The following is a 16,617-nucleotide window of genomic DNA, read 5'->3' as shown; positions in this document are numbered from 1 at the left end:
TCCACCCGGCAACACCCCACCGACGAGCCCGCAGCGCGTTCCGATCCGAGCGGACCCAACATCCATCGCGCCCCCGCGCATCAGCCGAGCATTCGGACTCGACTCCGACACGCTCCGCACCGCTGCAGTTCAGAGCGGAAAAAAGCCCCCTTGACACCCGTTCCGCGTACACCGTTGTTCCCCGCGAACCGACTGATAACTGTGCCAGACAGTGGCAGTAACCACAGGTCACACCTAGTACGGACGAGCCCTTCCGGCAATCAGCAAGTTGATTCCGCCCGGAAGAAAAATATGAACAGTTCGAGCGGAGTGAAACATCGGGTTGCCACACCTTGGGTGGCGGGTTACGTTACCGGCGTCACATCGAAGCCTGGTGTGGCCACAACGCAAGGAGAGATACATGGGCTCGTTGAGTGAGCTTCTGACCGCGGCCATCGCGGGACTCGGTTCGGCTGCCGAAGGCGATGGTCTGCTGGCCGTCTTCCTCGGTTCGGTGGAAGCCTTCTTCCCGTAATCCGGCCGTCCGGTCACCCGGCTCGCCCGTGACGCGAGCCTGATTCACCCATCACCACCAGGAGAAACACATGGGATCCCTCTACGAACTGCTGGAGACCGGCGCCGGCAGCCTCAGCAATGCGGCGTTGCCCTTCGTGCAGGCGCTCATCTCGGCCAGCGGCGGCACGCCGTCGCCCGGCAAGTAGCCCTCAGCTCTGTCACGGGGGCCGGCCCATCGGCCGGCCCCCGGTCGCTCTTCGAGAAGTCAGCAGGCTCGTACCACCGATGAACACACTCGCATTCCGCACCCTCCTCGCCGCGGCCTGTGCCGCCGCCCTGGCCACCGCTCCCGTGCTCGCCGACGGCCCGCAGGCGACCGCCGCGCCCGGCGCCCACCTGGTGAGCCGCGGTCAGACCGGCCAGACCGCCGAGATCAGCGTCTATTCGCCGTCGATGGATCGCACCATCGCGCTGCGCGTGCTCCGCCCCGCCGACACCGCGACTCCCGCCCCGACGCTGTACCTGCTCAACGGTGCGGGCGGCGGCGAGGATTCGGCCAACTGGGCAGGTCAGACGAATGCGGCCGAGTTCTTCGCCGGTAAGCACGTCAATGTCGTGATGCCGATGGAAGGCGCGTTCAGCTACTACACCGACTGGCACCAGCCCGACCCCGGACTTGCGAAGAACCTGAAGAACAACGGCGTCAACAAGTGGACCACCTTCCTCACCCAGGAGTTGCCGCCGGTGATCGACGCGGCCTTCGACACCACGGGCGTGAACTCGCTCGCGGGCATCTCGATGGCGGGCAGTTCGGTCCTCGACCTGGCCATCCAGGCTCCGCGGCTCTACCGGAGCGTCGCCTCCTACAGCGGCTGCGCGATGACGAGCGATCCGGTGGGCCGCGAGTTCGTCTCGCTCGTGGTCCGCCTCGGCGGCGGCAAGGTGGAGAACATGTGGGGGCCGGCAGGCGATGCCGCCTGGCGCGAGCACGACCCGTATGTACAAGCGCATCGGCTGCCCGATATCCCGATCTATATCGCCGCGGGAAGTGGATTGCCGGGCGTGCACGACACCCTCGCGAATCCGCGGGTACATGTCGAAGGAAAAAACCCCGCGTCCATTCTGCAGAATCAAATGCTCGTCGGTGGCGGAATCGAAGCGGCGACCATGTATTGCACCGCGCAAATGGCCCAGCGGACACGCGAACTCGGCCGTACGAATATCACCTACAATATGCGCGCGACCGGAACTCATTCATGGGGTTATTGGGAAGACGACTTGCACGCTTCCTGGCCGATGATGGCGACGGCGCTCGGCCTGTGAGCACCCTGCGGGTACGCCCCGGGCGGTTGGCGCCGCGCGATGCGGTGTTCGTCTACGACGAGACCGACCGGCATCTCTCCCACATCGTCGCGGTGTACTTCTTCGCCGACGACGGCACCGCGCCCCTGCAAACGCGCGAGGTTCGCGAGTGGGCGCGGGCTCGCCTCGGCCACTCTCCCCTGTTCCACCGCCGCCTGCGCCGCACCCCCTTCGATCTCGACCTGCCGTACTGGGTGCCCGCTCCGGTGGCGAATATGGCCGATCACGTCTTCCTCGACGCGCCGGGTATCTGGCCTGCGGCCCAGACCCGGATCGCCGAACTCGCCTCGGCGAGAATGGATCTCGTCAAGCCGCCGTGGGAGATCCATGTCCTGGACCGGGTAGGTGAGGTGCCGGGAATCGGGACGGCGACGGTGGTGGTGCTCAAACTCCACCACAGCGTCTGCGACGGGGTCGCGACCCGCGAACTCGAGGCGAAACTGTTCGGCGACGCGCCCGCCCCCGAGGTCGAACTCGGCGGTGACGACCTGATCGGCGCGGCTGTGCGCACCGCCGCCACTGTGCTCACCGCCCCCGCGCGATTCGCCCTCGGCATGGCCCGGACCCGGGTACCCGGCGACAGGACCGCGGTGACCCAGCAACCCGTGACCCGCTTCAACCGCGATATCCACGCACCGCTGACCATGCATGTCGTCACCCTGCCGATGACCGAGGTCCGTGCAGTGCAGGCCGCGTGCCCGATCCGGGTCACCGTCAACGACCTGATGCTGACCACCGTGTCGGGCGCGCTCGCGGCTTATCTGGCCGAGCGCGGCGAGACCCCCGAGGCTTCCCTCGCAGCCATGGTGCTCATGTCGATGCGCGGTGTGGCGCAGTGGGATTCGGTGAACCAGCTCACCCAGATGTTCGTCGATCTGCACACCGACATCGACGACCCAGTGCGGCGTCTGCTCGCGATCGAGGAATCGGCGCAGCGGGCCAAAGCCACCGCCGCCGACCCGGCCACGCTGCGCACCGAGTCGCGCGTCGAGACCGCGCCCGCGCTGCTGCTGCGAGCCGCGGGCTGGGCGCGCACCCTGCGCCGGTTCGACGCGGCGACCTCGATCCCGTTGAGCAACACCACGATCAGCAATGTGCCGCCGGTCCGCGACGACCTGCGGTTCGGCGGACGGCCCCTGGTGCGCGTGCTCGGTGCGCTGCCGATCCACGACGGCGACGGCCTGCGCCATCTCATCACCTCACAGGGCGCGGAGCTGGCCGTCACCGTCACCACCAACGCGGCGATGATGCCGGACCCCGACCACTACGGCGACCTGCTGCTGAGCTCGTTCCGGCGACTCGGCGACGCCGTGGCCGCCCGGGGTGCCGCAGGCTAGTCCGGCGGTTCCTGCGCACCCTCGTCGGTCTCGGCGACATCGGGGGCGACTTCGCGGGTGGCCATGCCACCGTCCTTGCCCTCGTCACGGGGGCCAGGCCGTCCACCTTTCGGTTCGGCGGTGTCGTCGTCGCGGTCGCGTGGTGTGGTCATGAACTTCCTCCTCTCCTCGGCTGGCTCTACCCGTTTTTCCGCATCCACACCACCGCGGGCACGAATCGCGTTCACCACGGCCAGCACCGCGCCCAGACCGACGAGGATCAGCCCGCGCGCCCACACCTCACCGTCGATGCGGGTGAACAGGAACAGGCACGACGCCAGGCCGAGCAGGGGCACGACGGTCGGGATACGGAAGTGTCCCGGTTCGCCCGGTTCGCGGCGCAACACCAGCACCGCCGCGTCGACGGAACCGAAGACGAACAGCAGCAACAGCACCAATGTCGCTGCCAGCGAATCGACTTCGCCGGTCAGTGCCAGCAGCAACGACACCGCCGAAGTCGCCAGGATCGCCACCCAGGGTGTACGTCTGCCGGGCAGGATGCGGGCGAGCGCGGACGGCAGCAGACCGTCGCGGGCCATGCCGTAGGCCAACCGCGAGGACATGATGCCGGTGAGCAGGGCCCCGTTGGCGACCGCGACCAGCGCGATCAGACTGAACAACCAGTCGGGGACCTCCCCGGCCACCCGCACCACCTCCAGCAGCGGCCCGCTCGACTCGGCCAGCTTCTCGGTGGGCACCGCGGCACTGGCGACCACACCGATCAGCGCGTACACCACCCCGGCGGTGAGCAACGCACCGAACAGCGCCGTGGGGTAGGACCGGCGTGGGTCCTTCACCTCCTCGGCCAGATTCACCGAGGTCTCGAACCCGACGAACGAGTAGAACGCCAGCACCGAGCCCGCCAGCACCGCACCGACCGCACCCTGTTCGGCGGTGCCGACCTGGGTGAGGCGGCTCAGGTCGGCGTCTCCACGCAGCATCACCCACAGACCGAGTCCGATGATGAGCAGCAACCCGCCGACCTCGACCAGTGTGGCTGCCACGTTGGCGCCCAACGACTCCCGGATGCCGCGAATATTCAGCGCCGCGAGCAGCACGAGAAACACCACGACCACCACGACCACCGGCACCGAGACCAGCGCCTGCAGATAGTCCCCCGCGAACGCCCTGGCCAGCGCACCCACCGACACCACACCGGCGGCGAGCATGCAGAAACCGACGAACGACCCGGCCGCGGGCCCGAACGCCCGGGTGACATAGTGCGCCGACCCACCCGCCCTCGGAAACTTCGTCGCCAGTTCCGCATACGAACCCGCGGTGAGCGTGGCCAGCACCAGCGCGATGACGAGCGGCAACCACACGGCGCCACCGGATTCCCGGGCCACCGAACCGACCAGCACGTACACCCCGGCGCCCAGAATGTCGCCGAGGATGAAGAAGTACAGCAGCGGCGTGGTGACAGCCCGCTTCAGGACAACGGTCATGCGGAACCTATACCCGCGACCGCGCCGGTGAAGCGCGCGACGCGCTCAGCGCTGCAGCACGCTGCTGCGCCGCACGGGCAAACCACGCTCCTCGAAGGCGGTGAGCAGCAACTGGCCCCGACGCGCCGCGGCGGCGGCATCGGTGCGCGCCAGATCGGGCACATAGGTGGCCGCGCCCACGACGGATTCACCGACCAGCGGCCAGAACCGGCGCGCGGGCAGGCCCGAGCAGCGGGTGAGCACCGACTGCAGCGGGATCAGCGACGACGCGCTGCGCTGCACCAGCCACACCGCCATCGCCGCCTCGCAGGGCAGTGCGACGGTGCCGGGTTCGGCGGCCTGCGGATCACCGTCGACGACGCGAATCGTGGTGTCGGACAAGCCCGCCCAATCGATACCGCCGTCGTTGTCGTGGTGGATCCAGAGGTTGTCGCGCCCCGGATCCCAGGCCTGCGCCGACATCACGAACAGCGCGGTGACCCGGCCGACGACGGCGTGGATGAGCGCGGTCGCCACCACTTCGGCGGCGATCTCGTCGTTGATCATCTCCGCGGCGTGCCTGCGGTACATCAGTTCGACGCGGCCCTCGGACAACCCGTTCGGGACATGCCACCATCGCCGTTTTCCCTGTCCGGCCATCGCCGCCACGGCATAGACCCGCGGATGCTCCGGTTGCAGGGCTTGCAACCGCGCACAGGCGCGATCGAACGCGAGGGTGGTGCGGGTCGTGGTGGTGGTGACGGGCTCGGGCATCGAACCTCCTCGAACGGTTGGTTCCCGTGACGATGATGTCTCGGAACATAGGTTAGGCTTACCAGACTTCACAAGTCGTGTCCGGTTTCGAGGCAGGAGAAGTTCGTCGCCGTGATCCACCCTGGCACCGTCAGACGCCGTCGTCTGACCGGGCTTGCCCTGCTCGCTGTACTGCTCACCGTGGCGGTGGTGGCCAGCATCGCCATCGGCACCCGCTCGCTCGCACCGTCCACGGTGTTCGACGCCGTCACACACGCTCTCGGCTGCGACGGCGGCCCGTTCCGATGCCCGGCCCGCTCCACCGCCGAGGAAATCGTGCGTGAGCTGCGTCTCCCGCGCACCGCGTTGGCCCTCATCGCCGGGATGGCGCTGGGGGTCGCGGGCGCGCTCATCCAGGGGTATACCCGGAATCCGCTAGCTGATGCCGGATTGTTAGGACTGAATGCGGGCGCCGGCTTCCTGGCGGCGCTCAGCATCTATCTGTTCGGCTTCACCGCGCCGGGTCAGTACATCTGGTTCGCCTTCACCGGATCGGCGATCGCGGGATTGATCGTGTTCGGCGTCTCCTCGATCGGCGGTGGCAAAGCCAGTCCGTTGAGCCTGGTGCTCGCCGGTGCGGCGGTCACCGCGTTCCTGCAGGCGATGACCAACGCCGTCGTCGTACTCGACAACGCGGCGCTCGACACCTACCGGTTCTGGGTGGTCGGCACGGTCAACGGCCGCGAGGCCGACGTGTTCTGGCAGGTCCTGCCGTTCCTCGTGATCGGACTGGGCATGGCGCTGGCCGCCGCCCCCGCCTTGAACCTGCTCGGTCTCGGCGACGATGTGGCACGCGGGCTCGGTGTCGACATCGGCCGGGCGCGCGCGTTCGGACTGGCCGCGGTGGTGCTGCTCAGCGGTGCGGCCACCGCGGCGGTCGGGCCGATCGCATTCCTCGGGCTGGTGGTCCCGCATATCGCTCGCATCGTCACCGGACCCGACAACCGGTGGCTGATCCCCTACTCGGCACTGCTGGGCGGACTGTTGCTGCTGGCGGCCGATATCACCGGCCGCGTCGTCGCCCGGCCGGGTGAACTGCAGGTCGGCGTGATGCTGGCGGCGCTGGGCGCACCGTTCTTCATCGCCCTCGTGCGCCGCAAGAAGCTGGTGACGCTGTGAGCGCCGGCATCGACACGACCGCCGATCTGCGCAAGGTGCGTCCGGCCTTGCGAGTGGGTCCGCTGTCGCTGGTGCTGCGCCCGGTGATGTTCGGTTTCGTCGTCGCGTTGGCCGTGACTGTGTTCGTGCTGTTCTGCGTCGATATCGCCGTCGGCGACACCTATGTCCCGCTGAGCCGGGTGCTCGATGTCCTCGGCGGGGGTGGGTCCCGATCGCAGCGGTTCATCGTCCTCGAATCGCGACTCCCCCGGGCGCTCACCGCCGTGGTCGTCGGTGCCGCCCTCGGGCTTGCGGGCGCGCTGATGCAGTCCATCCTGCACAACCCGCTGGCGGGGCCGGACGTGCTCGGTATCACCACCGGCGCGAGTGTGGGCGCGGTCGCCGTGCTGGTCGGAAGCGGCGGGGCGACAACGGGTCTCGTCGCGACGGTCGGTGCTCCCCTGGCGGCGCTCGCGGGTGGTCTGCTCACCGCCGTGGTCATCTACCTGCTCGCGTGGGGTCGCGGTGGTGGCGGGGAACGCGGTGTCACCGGTTTCCGCCTCGTGCTCATCGGTATCGGCGTGAACGCGGTGCTCATGTCGGCGATCAGCTGGCTGCTCACCCGCGCCAGCCTCACCGACGCCGCCCGTGCCCAGGTCTGGCTCAACGGCTCGCTCGACGCGGCCGACATGTCCAGTGTCGTGCCCGCCGCGATCGCGCTCACCGTGGTCACCGTCGTCGCGCTCGTCTCGGCGCGCACGCTGGCCGCGCTGCGCCTCGGCGAGGAATCGACCCGGGTGCTCGGTGTGCGCATCCAGTCCCAGCAGGCGCTGCTGATCGGTGCGTCCGTCGTCGCCGCCTCGGTGGCGACCGCGGCCGTCGGGCCCGTCGGGTTCGTCGCGCTGGCCGCACCGCAGATCGCCCGGATGGCGTTCCGCACGCCCGGCGAACCGCTGATCGCCTCGGCGCTCACCGGCGCCGCACTGGTGGCGGGCGCCGATATCATCTCGCGCGCGCTGCTGCCCGTCGACCTGCCGGTCGGTATCGTCACCGCCGCGCTCGGCGGGCCGTTCCTGCTCTACCTGCTCGTCCGCATGAACCGGAAGGCCACGCTCTCATGACCAGCCCCGCCCATCGCCTCGCCGCCGACACCGTTTCCCTCGGCTACGGCGAGCGGGTGATCGTCGACGGGCTCAGTCTCGACATCGCCCCCGGCGTGGTCACCACGGTGATCGGACCGAACGGGTGCGGCAAGTCGACGCTGCTCAAGTCGCTCGGCCGGTTGCTTCGTCCGCGCGAAGGCCAGGTGGTGCTCGACGGCAAGGCCATCTCGTCGATGAAGACCAAGGACGTCGCGCGGGTGATCGGCATGTTGCCGCAGACCCCCGTCGCACCGGAAGGGCTCACCGTCGCCGATCTCGTCGCGCGCGGCCGTCACCCGCATCAGTCCTGGCTGCGGCAGTGGTCGGCCGACGACGAGACCGAGGTCGCCGCCGCCCTGGCCCAGACCGGCATCGCCGACCTGGCCGACCGCACCCTCGACGAGTTGTCCGGCGGGCAGCGGCAGCGCGCCTGGATCTCGATGGCACTCGCCCAGGGCACCGACATCCTGCTGCTCGACGAGCCGACCACCTATCTCGATCTCGCGCACTCGCTGGAAGTGCTCGACCTGGTCGACCGCTTGCACGCCGAATTCGGACGCACCGTGGTGATGGTGCTGCACGATCTCAACCTCGCCATCCGCTACAGCGACGAACTGGTGGTGATGGCGTCGGGCCGCATCGTCGCGCAGGGAAAACCGGCCGACATCATCACCGCGGAACTGCTCGCCGAGGTGTTCGGACTCGACGCGAAGGTACTCACCGATCCGGTCTCGGGGCGGCCGATGGTCGTGCCGATCGGCACGCGCCACGTGCACGGCGCGGCCGGGTATGACGAATGACACACCAGCAAACACCCCGTTACGACAATCTGTAGTACGCATCTTTGTCGTTGAGTCCGTAAAATCGGAGGGATGGCAGGTCTCGGCGAACTCGAAAAAGCGGTGATGGACCAGTTGTGGTCCGCCGACGAACCGCTCACGGTGCGGCAGGTACACGAAGCACTGGCGGCTCGTCGCGAGCTCGCGTACACCACGGTGATGACCGTGCTGCAGCGGCTGGCGAAAAAGGATTTGGTTGTGCAGCGTCGCGACGATCGCGCGCATCGGTACGCCCCGGTACACAGCCGTGACGAACTGGTCGCGAGCCTGATGGTCGACGCGTTGCAGCAGGCCGACGCGGCGGGCAGCCGCGCCGCGGCGCTGGTGCACTTCGTGGAACAGGTCGGCAAGGACGAAGCCGATGCGCTGCGCGAGGCACTGGCCAAGCTCGAATCCGACGAAAACAGCGGCTAGACTCCCTGGCGGCTCTCACAACGACGTGAGCGCCCCTGGCCCCACAACGCAGTGAGCAGAGTCGATGAACGCAACCGCGGCAGTCTTCGCAGGTCTCGCCTTGCTACTCGCAGGGCCAGTTCCCGCGCTGCTCAGCCGTGCTACCTGGCCGCACCGCAGTCCGCGGGCGGCGGTCGTGTTGTGGCAGGCCATCGCGCTGGCCGCCGTGCTCAGCGCCTTCGGTTCCGGGCTGGCCATCGCCAGCCTGCTGCTCGTTCCCGGCCCCGACGGTAGGCCGACCACCTCCCCCACCAAGGAGATCGACGCGCTCGGGCTGCCGCTGTGGCTCGTGTACGTCACCGTGTTCGCTCTGACGCTGATGATCGGCGCGCGCCTGATGTTCTCCATCGTGCGTGTCGGCGTGCACACCCGCCGCCGCCGGTCCCGGCACCGCATGCTGGTCGATCTGCTCGATCAGAGCGGTCCCGTGCGCCGCGCCGCCGACATCCGGGTGCTCGCCGCCACCGAACCCATCGCCTACTGCCTGCCCGGGCTCCGCCAGCGCGTTGTGCTCAGCGAAGGCACCCTGACCAGCCTCGACGACGCCGAGGTCACCGCGATCGTGAGCCATGAGCGCTCGCATCTGCGGGCCCGCCACGACCTGGTGCTCGAGGCGTTCACCGCCGTCCACGAGGCGTTCCCCCGGGTGGTCCGCAGCAAGGCCGCGCTCGGTTCGGTGAAACTGCTCATCGAACTGCTCGCCGACGACTCCGCGGTGAAGGTCACCGGCCCCAAACCGCTCGCCCGCGCCCTGGTGGCGTGCGCGAAATCGACCGCACCGCAGGGCGCGCTCGCCGCGGGCGGTCCGAGCACCCTCATCCGCATCCAGCGCCTCGCGGGCACCAACGGCGACGTGAGAATCGCCACCGCGGCCTACCTCGGATCGGCGGCGATTCTGGTGGTTCCCACCCTCGCCGTCGCGGTGCCGTGGCTGCAGGAACTGAGTCGGCTGTTCCACGGCTGACCTGGCGATCACCCACCTGAGCCGGACGCGACGCGCGCACCCCGAACCCTGCTGATCACTCCTGGCCGAACCGGCGCTCGCCGTTACCGCTGACCAGGTTGTTTACCCACGCGAACGCAATCACGCCTATCCTGGGAGATCGGTCCTTCCTGCTGGGCCGCACCCCGTACGCCGTTCGCGTGTTTCGGGTAATCGGCGCCGGTGATCTTCCAGCGCGATTCGCAGCCCAACGAAAGGCCATTTTGTCCACCTCTGCTGTCTCCGACGCGACCGAACCGACCTTCACCGAACTAGGCCTGCCCGTGGCCCTGGTGCAGGCCCTGCGCAACGCGGGCATCGACAAGCCCTTCCCCATCCAGGCCGCCACCATCGGTGACGCGCTCGCCGGGCGTGACGTGCTGGGTCGCGGCCCCACCGGCTCGGGCAAGACCCTCGCCTTCGGCCTGCCGATCCTCACCCGCCTGGCCGAGGGCCCGCCGTCCAAGCCGGGCCGCCCGCGTGGCCTGGTGCTCGTACCGACCCGTGAGCTCGCCACCCAGATCGAGAAGGCGCTCGAAGATGCCGCTCGCTCGCTCGGTCTGCGTGTCGCCTCCGTCGTCGGTGGTGCACCGATCAAGCGGCAGGCCGACCGCCTCGCGCGCGGTGTCGACCTGCTGATCGCCACTCCCGGCCGCCTCGACGACCTCATCAAGCAGCGCAATGCCGACTTGTCCGACGTGGCGATCACCGCCCTCGACGAGGCCGACCACATGGCCGACATGGGGTTCCTGCCCCAGGTCACCCGCCTGCTCGACCGCACCCCGAAGCAGGGTCAGCGCCTGCTGTTCTCGGCCACCCTCGACGGTGACGTGGACAAGCTCGTGAAGCGCTACCTGAGCAACCCGGTGACCCACTCCACCGCGCCCGCCGAGGCGTCGGTGAGCACCATGACCCACCACCTGTTCTTCGTGCGCGACAAGAACATCAAGCGGACCGTCGCCACCGAGATCGCCGCCCGCGACGGCCTGACCATCATGTTCGTGCGCACCAAGCACGGCGCCGATCGTCTGGCCAAGCAGCTGCGCGGCGCCGGTGTCGACGCGGGCTCGCTGCACGGCGGCAAGGCACAGAACAATCGCGTGCGCACGCTGGCGGCCTTCGCCGACGGGTCGGTGCCGGTGCTGGTCACCACCGACGTGGCCGCGCGCGGCATCCACATCGACGGTGTGTCGCTGGTCGTGCACTTCGACCCGCCCGCCGAGCACAAGGCCTACCTGCACCGCGCCGGTCGCACCGCGCGGGCCGGCGAGGACGGCGTGGTCGTCACCCTCGTCACCGACGAGGAGCGCAAGGACGTGGCCGCGATGACCCGCAAGGCGGGCGTGCGGACCGACGGTATCGATGTCCGCCCCGGCGACCGGAAGCTGGTGGACATCACCGGCGCCCGCAAGCCGAGCGGCATCGCGCTCGCCACCCCCGCCGCACCGGCACAGCCGACGCGGACCTCGACCGGTGCGGGTCGTCCGCGCCGCGCAAGGCCCAGTGGCGCAACAGCTTCCGAGGGCGGGCACAGCCGGGGTTCGGGCGCGCCGCGCCGGGACCGTCCGACCGGTGAGTCGCGTTCCCGCAAGCCCGCGGGCGCCGGCGGACACGCCCGGAGCGGCGACACGCCGACGAATTCGCGGCGGCGCGCCGGTCGTCCGGCGGCTCCGGCGGGCAACCGCAACCGTTCCGCAAACTGATCGCACAGATGAATCGCCGCGTGGCCGAACCGATTACGGTTCGGCCACGCGCCTTTTCCGGCGGCATGCCAGGAGCACCCTGCGCGCATCCGCCCGCCGGACCGCTCACACGGCTATCATCGGCACAGTGCGATTTCTTCCTGGCCCACCGCCGCCGTACGACCTGACCTACGACGACCTGTTCCTCGTCCCGAACCGCACGGATGTCGCATCCCGGTTCGATGTTGACCTGGCCAGCGTCGACGGCTCGGGTACCACCATCCCCCTCGTCGTCGCGAACATGACCGCGGTGGCCGGTAAGCGGATGGCCGAGACCGTCGCCCGGCGCGGCGGACTGGTCGTCCTGCCGCAGGATCTCCCGATCCCGGCGGCCGCCGAGACCATCGCGTTCGTCAAGAGCCGCTCGCTCACCGCCGACACCCCGGTCACTCTCGACCCCGACGCGGCGGTGTCCGACGCGCTGGCGCTGATGCACAAGCGCGCGCACGGCGCGGTGGTCGTCGTCGAGGACGGCAAACCCGTCGGTGTGGTCACCGAGGCCGCCTGCGCCGACGTCGACCGATTCGCGCGCTTGCGCGAGATCGCCCAGACCGATTTCGTGCAGGCCCCCGTCGACGCCTCGCCCCGCGACATCTTCGACCGGCTCGCCGGTTCACACACCCAGCTCGCCGTGCTCACCCACCCCGACGGCACCCTTGCGGGCGTGATGACCCGCACCGGCGCCATCCGCGCGGGCATCTACACCCCGGCCGTCGACGCCGAGGGCAAACTGCGCGTCGCCGCCGCCGTCGGCATCAACGGTGACGTGGCCGCCAAGGCGAAGGCACTGGCCGACGCGGGCGCCGACGTCCTCGTCCTCGACACCGCCCACGGCCACCAGACCAAGATGCTCGAATCCCTGCGCACCGTCGCCGATCTCGGCCTCGGGCTGCCGCTGGTCGCGGGCAATGTGGTCTCCGCCGAGGGCACCCGCGACCTTGCCGAGGCGGGCGCGACCATCATCAAGGTCGGCGTCGGCCCCGGTGCGATGTGCACCACCCGGATGATGACCGGTGTGGGCCGTCCTCAGTTCTCCGCGGTGGCCGAATGTGCCGCCGCCGCACAGGAACTCGGCGTGCACGTGTGGGCCGACGGTGGTGTCCGCCACCCCCGCGACGTGGCCCTGGCACTGGCCGCGGGCGCGTCGAACGTGATGATCGGCTCCTGGTTCGCCGGCACCTACGAGTCCCCCGGCGACCTGCGCGTCGACCGCGACGGCAACGCCTACAAGGAAAGCTTCGGCATGGCGTCCAAGCGTGCCGTCGCCGCCCGCACCGCCGCCGACAGCGGTTTCGACCGGGCCCGCAAGGCGCTGTTCGAGGAAGGCATCTCCAGTTCGCGGATGCGCCTGGACCCCGAGCGGCCGGGCGTGGAGGACCTGATCGACCACATCTGCTCGGGTGTACGCAGCTCCTGCACCTACGCGGGCGCCCGTACCCTGCCCGAGTTCCACGAACGCGCGGTGCTCGGTGTGCAGTCCGCCGCCGGTTTCGCCGAGGGCAGGCCGCTGCCCAGCGGCTGGTGACCGACCGGCCGACCGGACGCCGTGCGGGCGCCGGTCGGCCGCGCCGCTGACGCATCAACCGAGGCGACGGATTACTATGGAGTTGCCGATCTCGGCACAGCTCGTTTTCCCACCTCGAAAGGATCCAGTTGTCACCCGCGTCCAAGGGCGCCACACAGGAGGGCTCCTCTACGGAGCCGGGTGACAAACCCGGCGTCCTCCTTTCCGCAGCGTCCGTCCGATCCACTGGTCTCGCCCCGGCACCGCATAGGTGGTGCTGAGGATGTCCACCGTGCTGACAGTGCTCAGCCTGCTCGGTTTCGCCGCATTGACCCTCGGTACCGCCCTGTTCGTGGCCGCCGAGTTCTCCCTCACCGCCCTGGAACGCAGCGCCGTCGAATCGGCCGCGCGCTCCGGTGACACCCGGTCACGACTGGTCAAACAGGCGCACAACACCCTGTCGTTCCAGCTCTCGGGCGCCCAGCTCGGCATCACCATCACCACCCTGATCACCGGCTTCATCGCCGAACCCGTGCTGGCACGGCTGCTGGCGCCGCTGCTCGACGGCATCGGCCTGAGCGAGACCGCCGCGACCGGTGTCGCGCTCGCGCTGGCGCTGATCCTGGCGACCTCGCTGTCGATGATCTACGGCGAACTGGTACCCAAGAACATCGCCATCGCCAAGCCGATGGCGACGGCCCGGCTCACCGCGGGCCCGATGATCGGGTTCTCCGTGTTCTTCAAATGGCTGATCCGATTCCTGAACAACGCCGCCAACTGGCTGGTCCGCAGGCTCGGCATCGAACCGGCCGAGGAACTGCGTTCGGCCAGGTCGCCGCAGGAACTCGGATCGCTGGTTCGCACCTCGGCCCAGCGCGGCGCGATGGATCAGCGCACCGCGCAGCTGATGGACCGCTCGCTGGAGTTCGGTGAACGCAGCGCCGAGGATCTGATGACCCCCCGGGTGAAGGTGGAGTCGCTCGACCGCGACGACACCATCGCCGACCTCATCGCCGCCTCGGCACGCACCGGGTACTCCCGGTTCCCGGTGATCGACGGCGACCTCGACAACACCCTCGGCGTCGTCCACGTCAAACACGCCTTCACCCATCCGGCGCACCTGCGTAAGCAGATCCCGCTCGGGAAACTCGCCGTCGCGGTACCGATCGTGCCCGCCAGTCTCGACGGCGACGAGGTGCTCGAACGGGTTCGTGCCGACGGCATGCAGGTGGCGCTCGTCGTCGACGAGTACGGCGGCACCGCGGGCATGGTCACCATGGAGGACCTGATCGAGGAGATCCTCGGCGACGTGCGCGACGAGCACGACGAGGAGGAACGCGATGTGCGTCGGGTGAGCGACGGCTGGGATTGCTCGGGTCTGCTGCGCATCGACGAGGTGTCCCGCGCGACGGGCTACGACGCGCCCGAAGGCGAATACGAAACCCTCGGCGGACTCGTCCTCACCCAGTTGGGCCGCATCCCGATGGGCGGCGACGAGGTCGTCCTGCCCGAATCGCGTGGCGGTGCGGGCGGCTGGGTGGCCCGGGTGGAACGGATGGACGGACGGCGGATCGACCGGGTGCGCCTGGTGCCCGTCGACGACGCGAACCTCGCGGCACGGGAGCACAACCATGGGTGACCTGTTCGGACTCGTCCTCACCGCGGTGCTGCTCGCGGGCAACGCCTTCTTCGTCGCGGCCGAGTTCGCGCTCATCTCGGCCCGTCGTGATCGCCTGGAAGCCCTTGTCGCACAGGGGAAGAAGAAGGCCGCGACGGTGATCGAGGCAGGCGAGAACCTGTCGATGATGCTGGCCGCCGCCCAGCTCGGCATCACCATCTGCTCGATCCTTCTCGGCCGTGTCGGCGAACCGGCCATCGCGCACCTGATCGAGCGCCCGTTCGAACTGCTCGGGTTGCCCGAGCAACTGCTGCACCCCGTCGGGTTCGCGCTGGCGCTGACGCTGGTGGTGATCCTGCACATCCTGCTCGGCGAGATGGTCCCGAAGAACATCGCGCTGGCCGGTCCGGAACGCTCGGCGCTGCTGCTGGTACCGATCCATCTGATGTGGCTGCGGATCGCGCGTCCCCTCATCGCGCTCTACAACTACGCGGCCAACCTCACCCTGCGGATGCTGCGCATCGAGCCCAAGGACGAACTCGACGCGACGGTGTCCACGGTGGAACTGGCCGAGATGATCGGCGAGTCGCGCTCGGAGGGTCTGCTCGACGAGGAGGAACACCGCAGGCTCACCCAGGCCCTCGGCACCTCCGAGCGGATCGTGGGCGATGTCATGGTTCCGCTGGCCGAGGCGCGTTCGGTGCCGTTGCGCGGCGACGGGACCACGCTCGGTGATGTGGAAGCCGCCGTGGCCGAGACCGGGTTCTCCCGGTACCCGGTGCGCGCGGCGGACGGTTCGCTCGTCGGCTACCTGCACATCAAGGACGTGCTCGACGAGGTCGCCGACGACAACGCGGGCCCCGACACCAAGATCCCACGCACCGACATCCGCCCCCTGCCGACGGTCACCACGACCACCGCGCTCTACGAGGCGCTGGCCAGGTTGCGCCGCACCAGCAGTCATCTGGGCCGGGTGGTGGATGCCCGCGGAAACACCGTCGGCGTCGTCGCGCTCGAGGACCTGGTGGAGGAGTTCGTCGGTACCGTGCGCGACGGGACCCATCGCAAACCCGAGTGAGTTCGCGGGCCCCGACCTGCGCGGGGTGGTTCCCGCCACCCCGCGCAGCCGGCCCCGGCCATGCGGCTCGAACCACGGGCCCGCGCCCGAGTCGTTAGGGTCGGGCAGTATGCGCCCCCTCAGGCATCTGATCCTCATCTTGGCTGGGGCCGTGCTGCTGTCGGTCCTCGCAGCCCTGGCCTTCGCCGGCGACGCACACCCGGAATGCGCCGCCATCCCGGGCGATGTCGGCCCCTGCGACTATTGGGGCCGCGTCGCCGAATACGGGCCGTTCATCATCCTGTGGGGCACGATGATCCTCGCGGGACTCGGATCGGCGATATGGCTGGTGATCATGGCCGTTCTCGGGCTCGTCGCGCTGCTGCGTGCCGACCTCGGTGACCGCTGAGCCGCGTGCCGAACAGGCTGGGCACGAGGTGTCTTCGGCGAGGAACGACTACGGCCGGATACAGCAGGAAACGATGCGCCAGAAGGCCGTGCCGGACATGCTGCGGATGTCCCAATCACCGATCTGATCGTGTGCGGTGGAAACAATGCGGTCGATGTCGAAATCGTTCCTGGTCGCCGCACCGGTCGATTCGACCTGGTCGATCACGAATTGTCTTGCCGCGCCGCGCATATCAACCGGCTCGGGGCGAAAGCTCCGGTCCAGAATCGATGACAAATCGAGTTCCCCTCTCCGCCTGACCGC

Annotated in this window: 15 protein-coding genes; 12 read left to right on the top strand and 3 right to left on the bottom strand. The window is 69.2% G+C overall.

The annotated features are described in order from the left end of the window. Positions 1-780: 780 nt before the first annotated feature. Positions 781-1,818, top strand: a complete 1,038-nt coding sequence (locus HYG95_RS12405) for an alpha/beta hydrolase family protein (protein WP_181698118.1) — start codon at positions 781-783, stop codon at positions 1,816-1,818. Continuing rightward, the gene (locus HYG95_RS12400) at positions 1,815-3,194 is read left to right on the top strand and encodes a wax ester/triacylglycerol synthase domain-containing protein (RefSeq protein WP_370465768.1); all 1,380 of its coding nucleotides are present in this window, start codon (positions 1,815-1,817) and stop codon (positions 3,192-3,194) included. The genes HYG95_RS12405 and HYG95_RS12400 overlap by 4 nt, the downstream gene beginning before the upstream one ends. Here HYG95_RS12400 and HYG95_RS12395 read toward each other — a convergent pair. Then, positions 3,191-4,678 carry an APC family permease gene (locus HYG95_RS12395; protein WP_255495255.1) on the bottom strand — a complete coding sequence of 496 codons (1,488 nt, stop codon included), beginning with the start codon at positions 4,676-4,678 and terminating at the stop codon, positions 3,191-3,193. The two genes, HYG95_RS12400 and HYG95_RS12395, sit on opposite strands and share 4 nt — an antisense overlap. Before the next feature lie 45 nt (positions 4,679-4,723). Continuing rightward, entirely contained in the window at positions 4,724-5,431 is a 708-nt protein-coding gene (locus HYG95_RS12390) for a hypothetical protein (RefSeq protein ID WP_181698116.1), read from the bottom strand. A gap of 111 nt (positions 5,432-5,542) precedes the next feature. Between HYG95_RS12390 and HYG95_RS12385 the strand changes: the two genes are divergently transcribed. From HYG95_RS12385 to HYG95_RS12340, 10 genes are all read left to right on the top strand, one after another. Continuing rightward, a complete protein-coding gene (locus HYG95_RS12385; RefSeq protein ID WP_181698115.1) occupies positions 5,543-6,589 on the top strand; it encodes an iron ABC transporter permease in 1,047 nt (348 codons plus the stop codon). Between the two features lie 86 nt (positions 6,590-6,675). Then, a complete protein-coding gene (locus HYG95_RS12380; RefSeq protein WP_225280852.1) occupies positions 6,676-7,689 on the top strand; it encodes an iron chelate uptake ABC transporter family permease subunit in 1,014 nt (337 codons plus the stop codon). Continuing rightward, positions 7,686-8,510, top strand: a complete 825-nt coding sequence (locus HYG95_RS12375; protein WP_181698113.1) for an ABC transporter ATP-binding protein — start codon at positions 7,686-7,688, stop codon at positions 8,508-8,510. Before HYG95_RS12380 ends, HYG95_RS12375 begins: the two co-directional genes overlap by 4 nt. 63 nt (positions 8,511-8,573) lie before the next feature. Next, entirely contained in the window at positions 8,574-8,963 is a 390-nt protein-coding gene (locus HYG95_RS12370) for a BlaI/MecI/CopY family transcriptional regulator (RefSeq protein WP_279537543.1), read from the top strand. A gap of 64 nt (positions 8,964-9,027) precedes the next feature. Next, complete coding sequence (locus HYG95_RS12365; RefSeq protein ID WP_181698112.1) at positions 9,028-9,966, top strand: M56 family metallopeptidase; 939 nt, start codon at positions 9,028-9,030, stop codon at positions 9,964-9,966. 242 nt (positions 9,967-10,208) lie between these two features. After that, positions 10,209-11,687 (top strand): DEAD/DEAH box helicase, encoded by a 1,479-nt coding sequence (locus HYG95_RS12360; RefSeq protein WP_220139353.1) that lies wholly within the window; start codon positions 10,209-10,211, stop codon positions 11,685-11,687. Between the two features lie 127 nt (positions 11,688-11,814). Beyond that, positions 11,815-13,251 (top strand): GuaB1 family IMP dehydrogenase-related protein, encoded by a 1,437-nt coding sequence (locus HYG95_RS12355; RefSeq protein ID WP_181698111.1) that lies wholly within the window; start codon positions 11,815-11,817, stop codon positions 13,249-13,251. A gap of 262 nt (positions 13,252-13,513) precedes the next feature. After that, positions 13,514-14,869 carry a hemolysin family protein gene (locus tag HYG95_RS12350; RefSeq protein ID WP_181698110.1) on the top strand — a complete coding sequence of 452 codons (1,356 nt, stop codon included), beginning with the start codon at positions 13,514-13,516 and terminating at the stop codon, positions 14,867-14,869. After that, entirely contained in the window at positions 14,862-15,926 is a 1,065-nt protein-coding gene (locus HYG95_RS12345; protein WP_181698109.1) for a hemolysin family protein, read from the top strand. The genes HYG95_RS12350 and HYG95_RS12345 overlap by 8 nt, the downstream gene beginning before the upstream one ends. 109 nt (positions 15,927-16,035) lie before the next feature. Beyond that, a complete protein-coding gene (locus tag HYG95_RS12340; protein ID WP_181698108.1) occupies positions 16,036-16,314 on the top strand; it encodes a hypothetical protein in 279 nt (92 codons plus the stop codon). Positions 16,315-16,362: 48 nt separating this feature from the next. On the opposite strand, the gene HYG95_RS12335 is transcribed toward HYG95_RS12340, so the two are convergent. Beyond that, the gene (locus tag HYG95_RS12335) at positions 16,363-16,590 is read right to left on the bottom strand and encodes a hypothetical protein (protein WP_181698107.1); all 228 of its coding nucleotides are present in this window, start codon (positions 16,588-16,590) and stop codon (positions 16,363-16,365) included. Between the last annotated feature and the right edge of the window lie 27 nt (positions 16,591-16,617).

This window comes from Nocardia sp. GTS18, assembly GCF_013839555.1.
In the GTDB taxonomy this organism is placed as follows: Bacteria; Actinomycetota; Actinomycetes; order Mycobacteriales; family Mycobacteriaceae; genus Nocardia; species Nocardia rosealba.
This window is presented reverse-complemented; position numbering and strand designations above follow the sequence as displayed.

Excerpts from the sequence above, each read along its gene's own strand:
- HYG95_RS12405 (WP_181698118.1), top strand. The coding sequence starts at position 781 with ATGAACACACTCGCATTCCGCACCCTCCTCGCCGCGGCCTGTGCCGCC.
- HYG95_RS12395 (WP_255495255.1), bottom strand. The coding sequence starts at position 4,678 with ATGACCGTTGTCCTGAAGCGGGCTGTCACCACGCCGCTGCTGTACTTC.
- HYG95_RS12390 (WP_181698116.1), bottom strand. The coding sequence starts at position 5,431 with ATGCCCGAGCCCGTCACCACCACCACGACCCGCACCACCCTCGCGTTC.
- HYG95_RS12380 (WP_225280852.1), top strand. The coding sequence starts at position 6,676 with ATGTTCGGTTTCGTCGTCGCGTTGGCCGTGACTGTGTTCGTGCTGTTC.
- HYG95_RS12375 (WP_181698113.1), top strand. The coding sequence starts at position 7,686 with ATGACCAGCCCCGCCCATCGCCTCGCCGCCGACACCGTTTCCCTCGGC.
- HYG95_RS12365 (WP_181698112.1), top strand. The coding sequence starts at position 9,028 with ATGAACGCAACCGCGGCAGTCTTCGCAGGTCTCGCCTTGCTACTCGCA.
- HYG95_RS12350 (WP_181698110.1), top strand. The coding sequence starts at position 13,514 with ATGTCCACCGTGCTGACAGTGCTCAGCCTGCTCGGTTTCGCCGCATTG.
- HYG95_RS12345 (WP_181698109.1), top strand. The coding sequence starts at position 14,862 with ATGGGTGACCTGTTCGGACTCGTCCTCACCGCGGTGCTGCTCGCGGGC.
- HYG95_RS12340 (WP_181698108.1), top strand. The coding sequence starts at position 16,036 with ATGCGCCCCCTCAGGCATCTGATCCTCATCTTGGCTGGGGCCGTGCTG.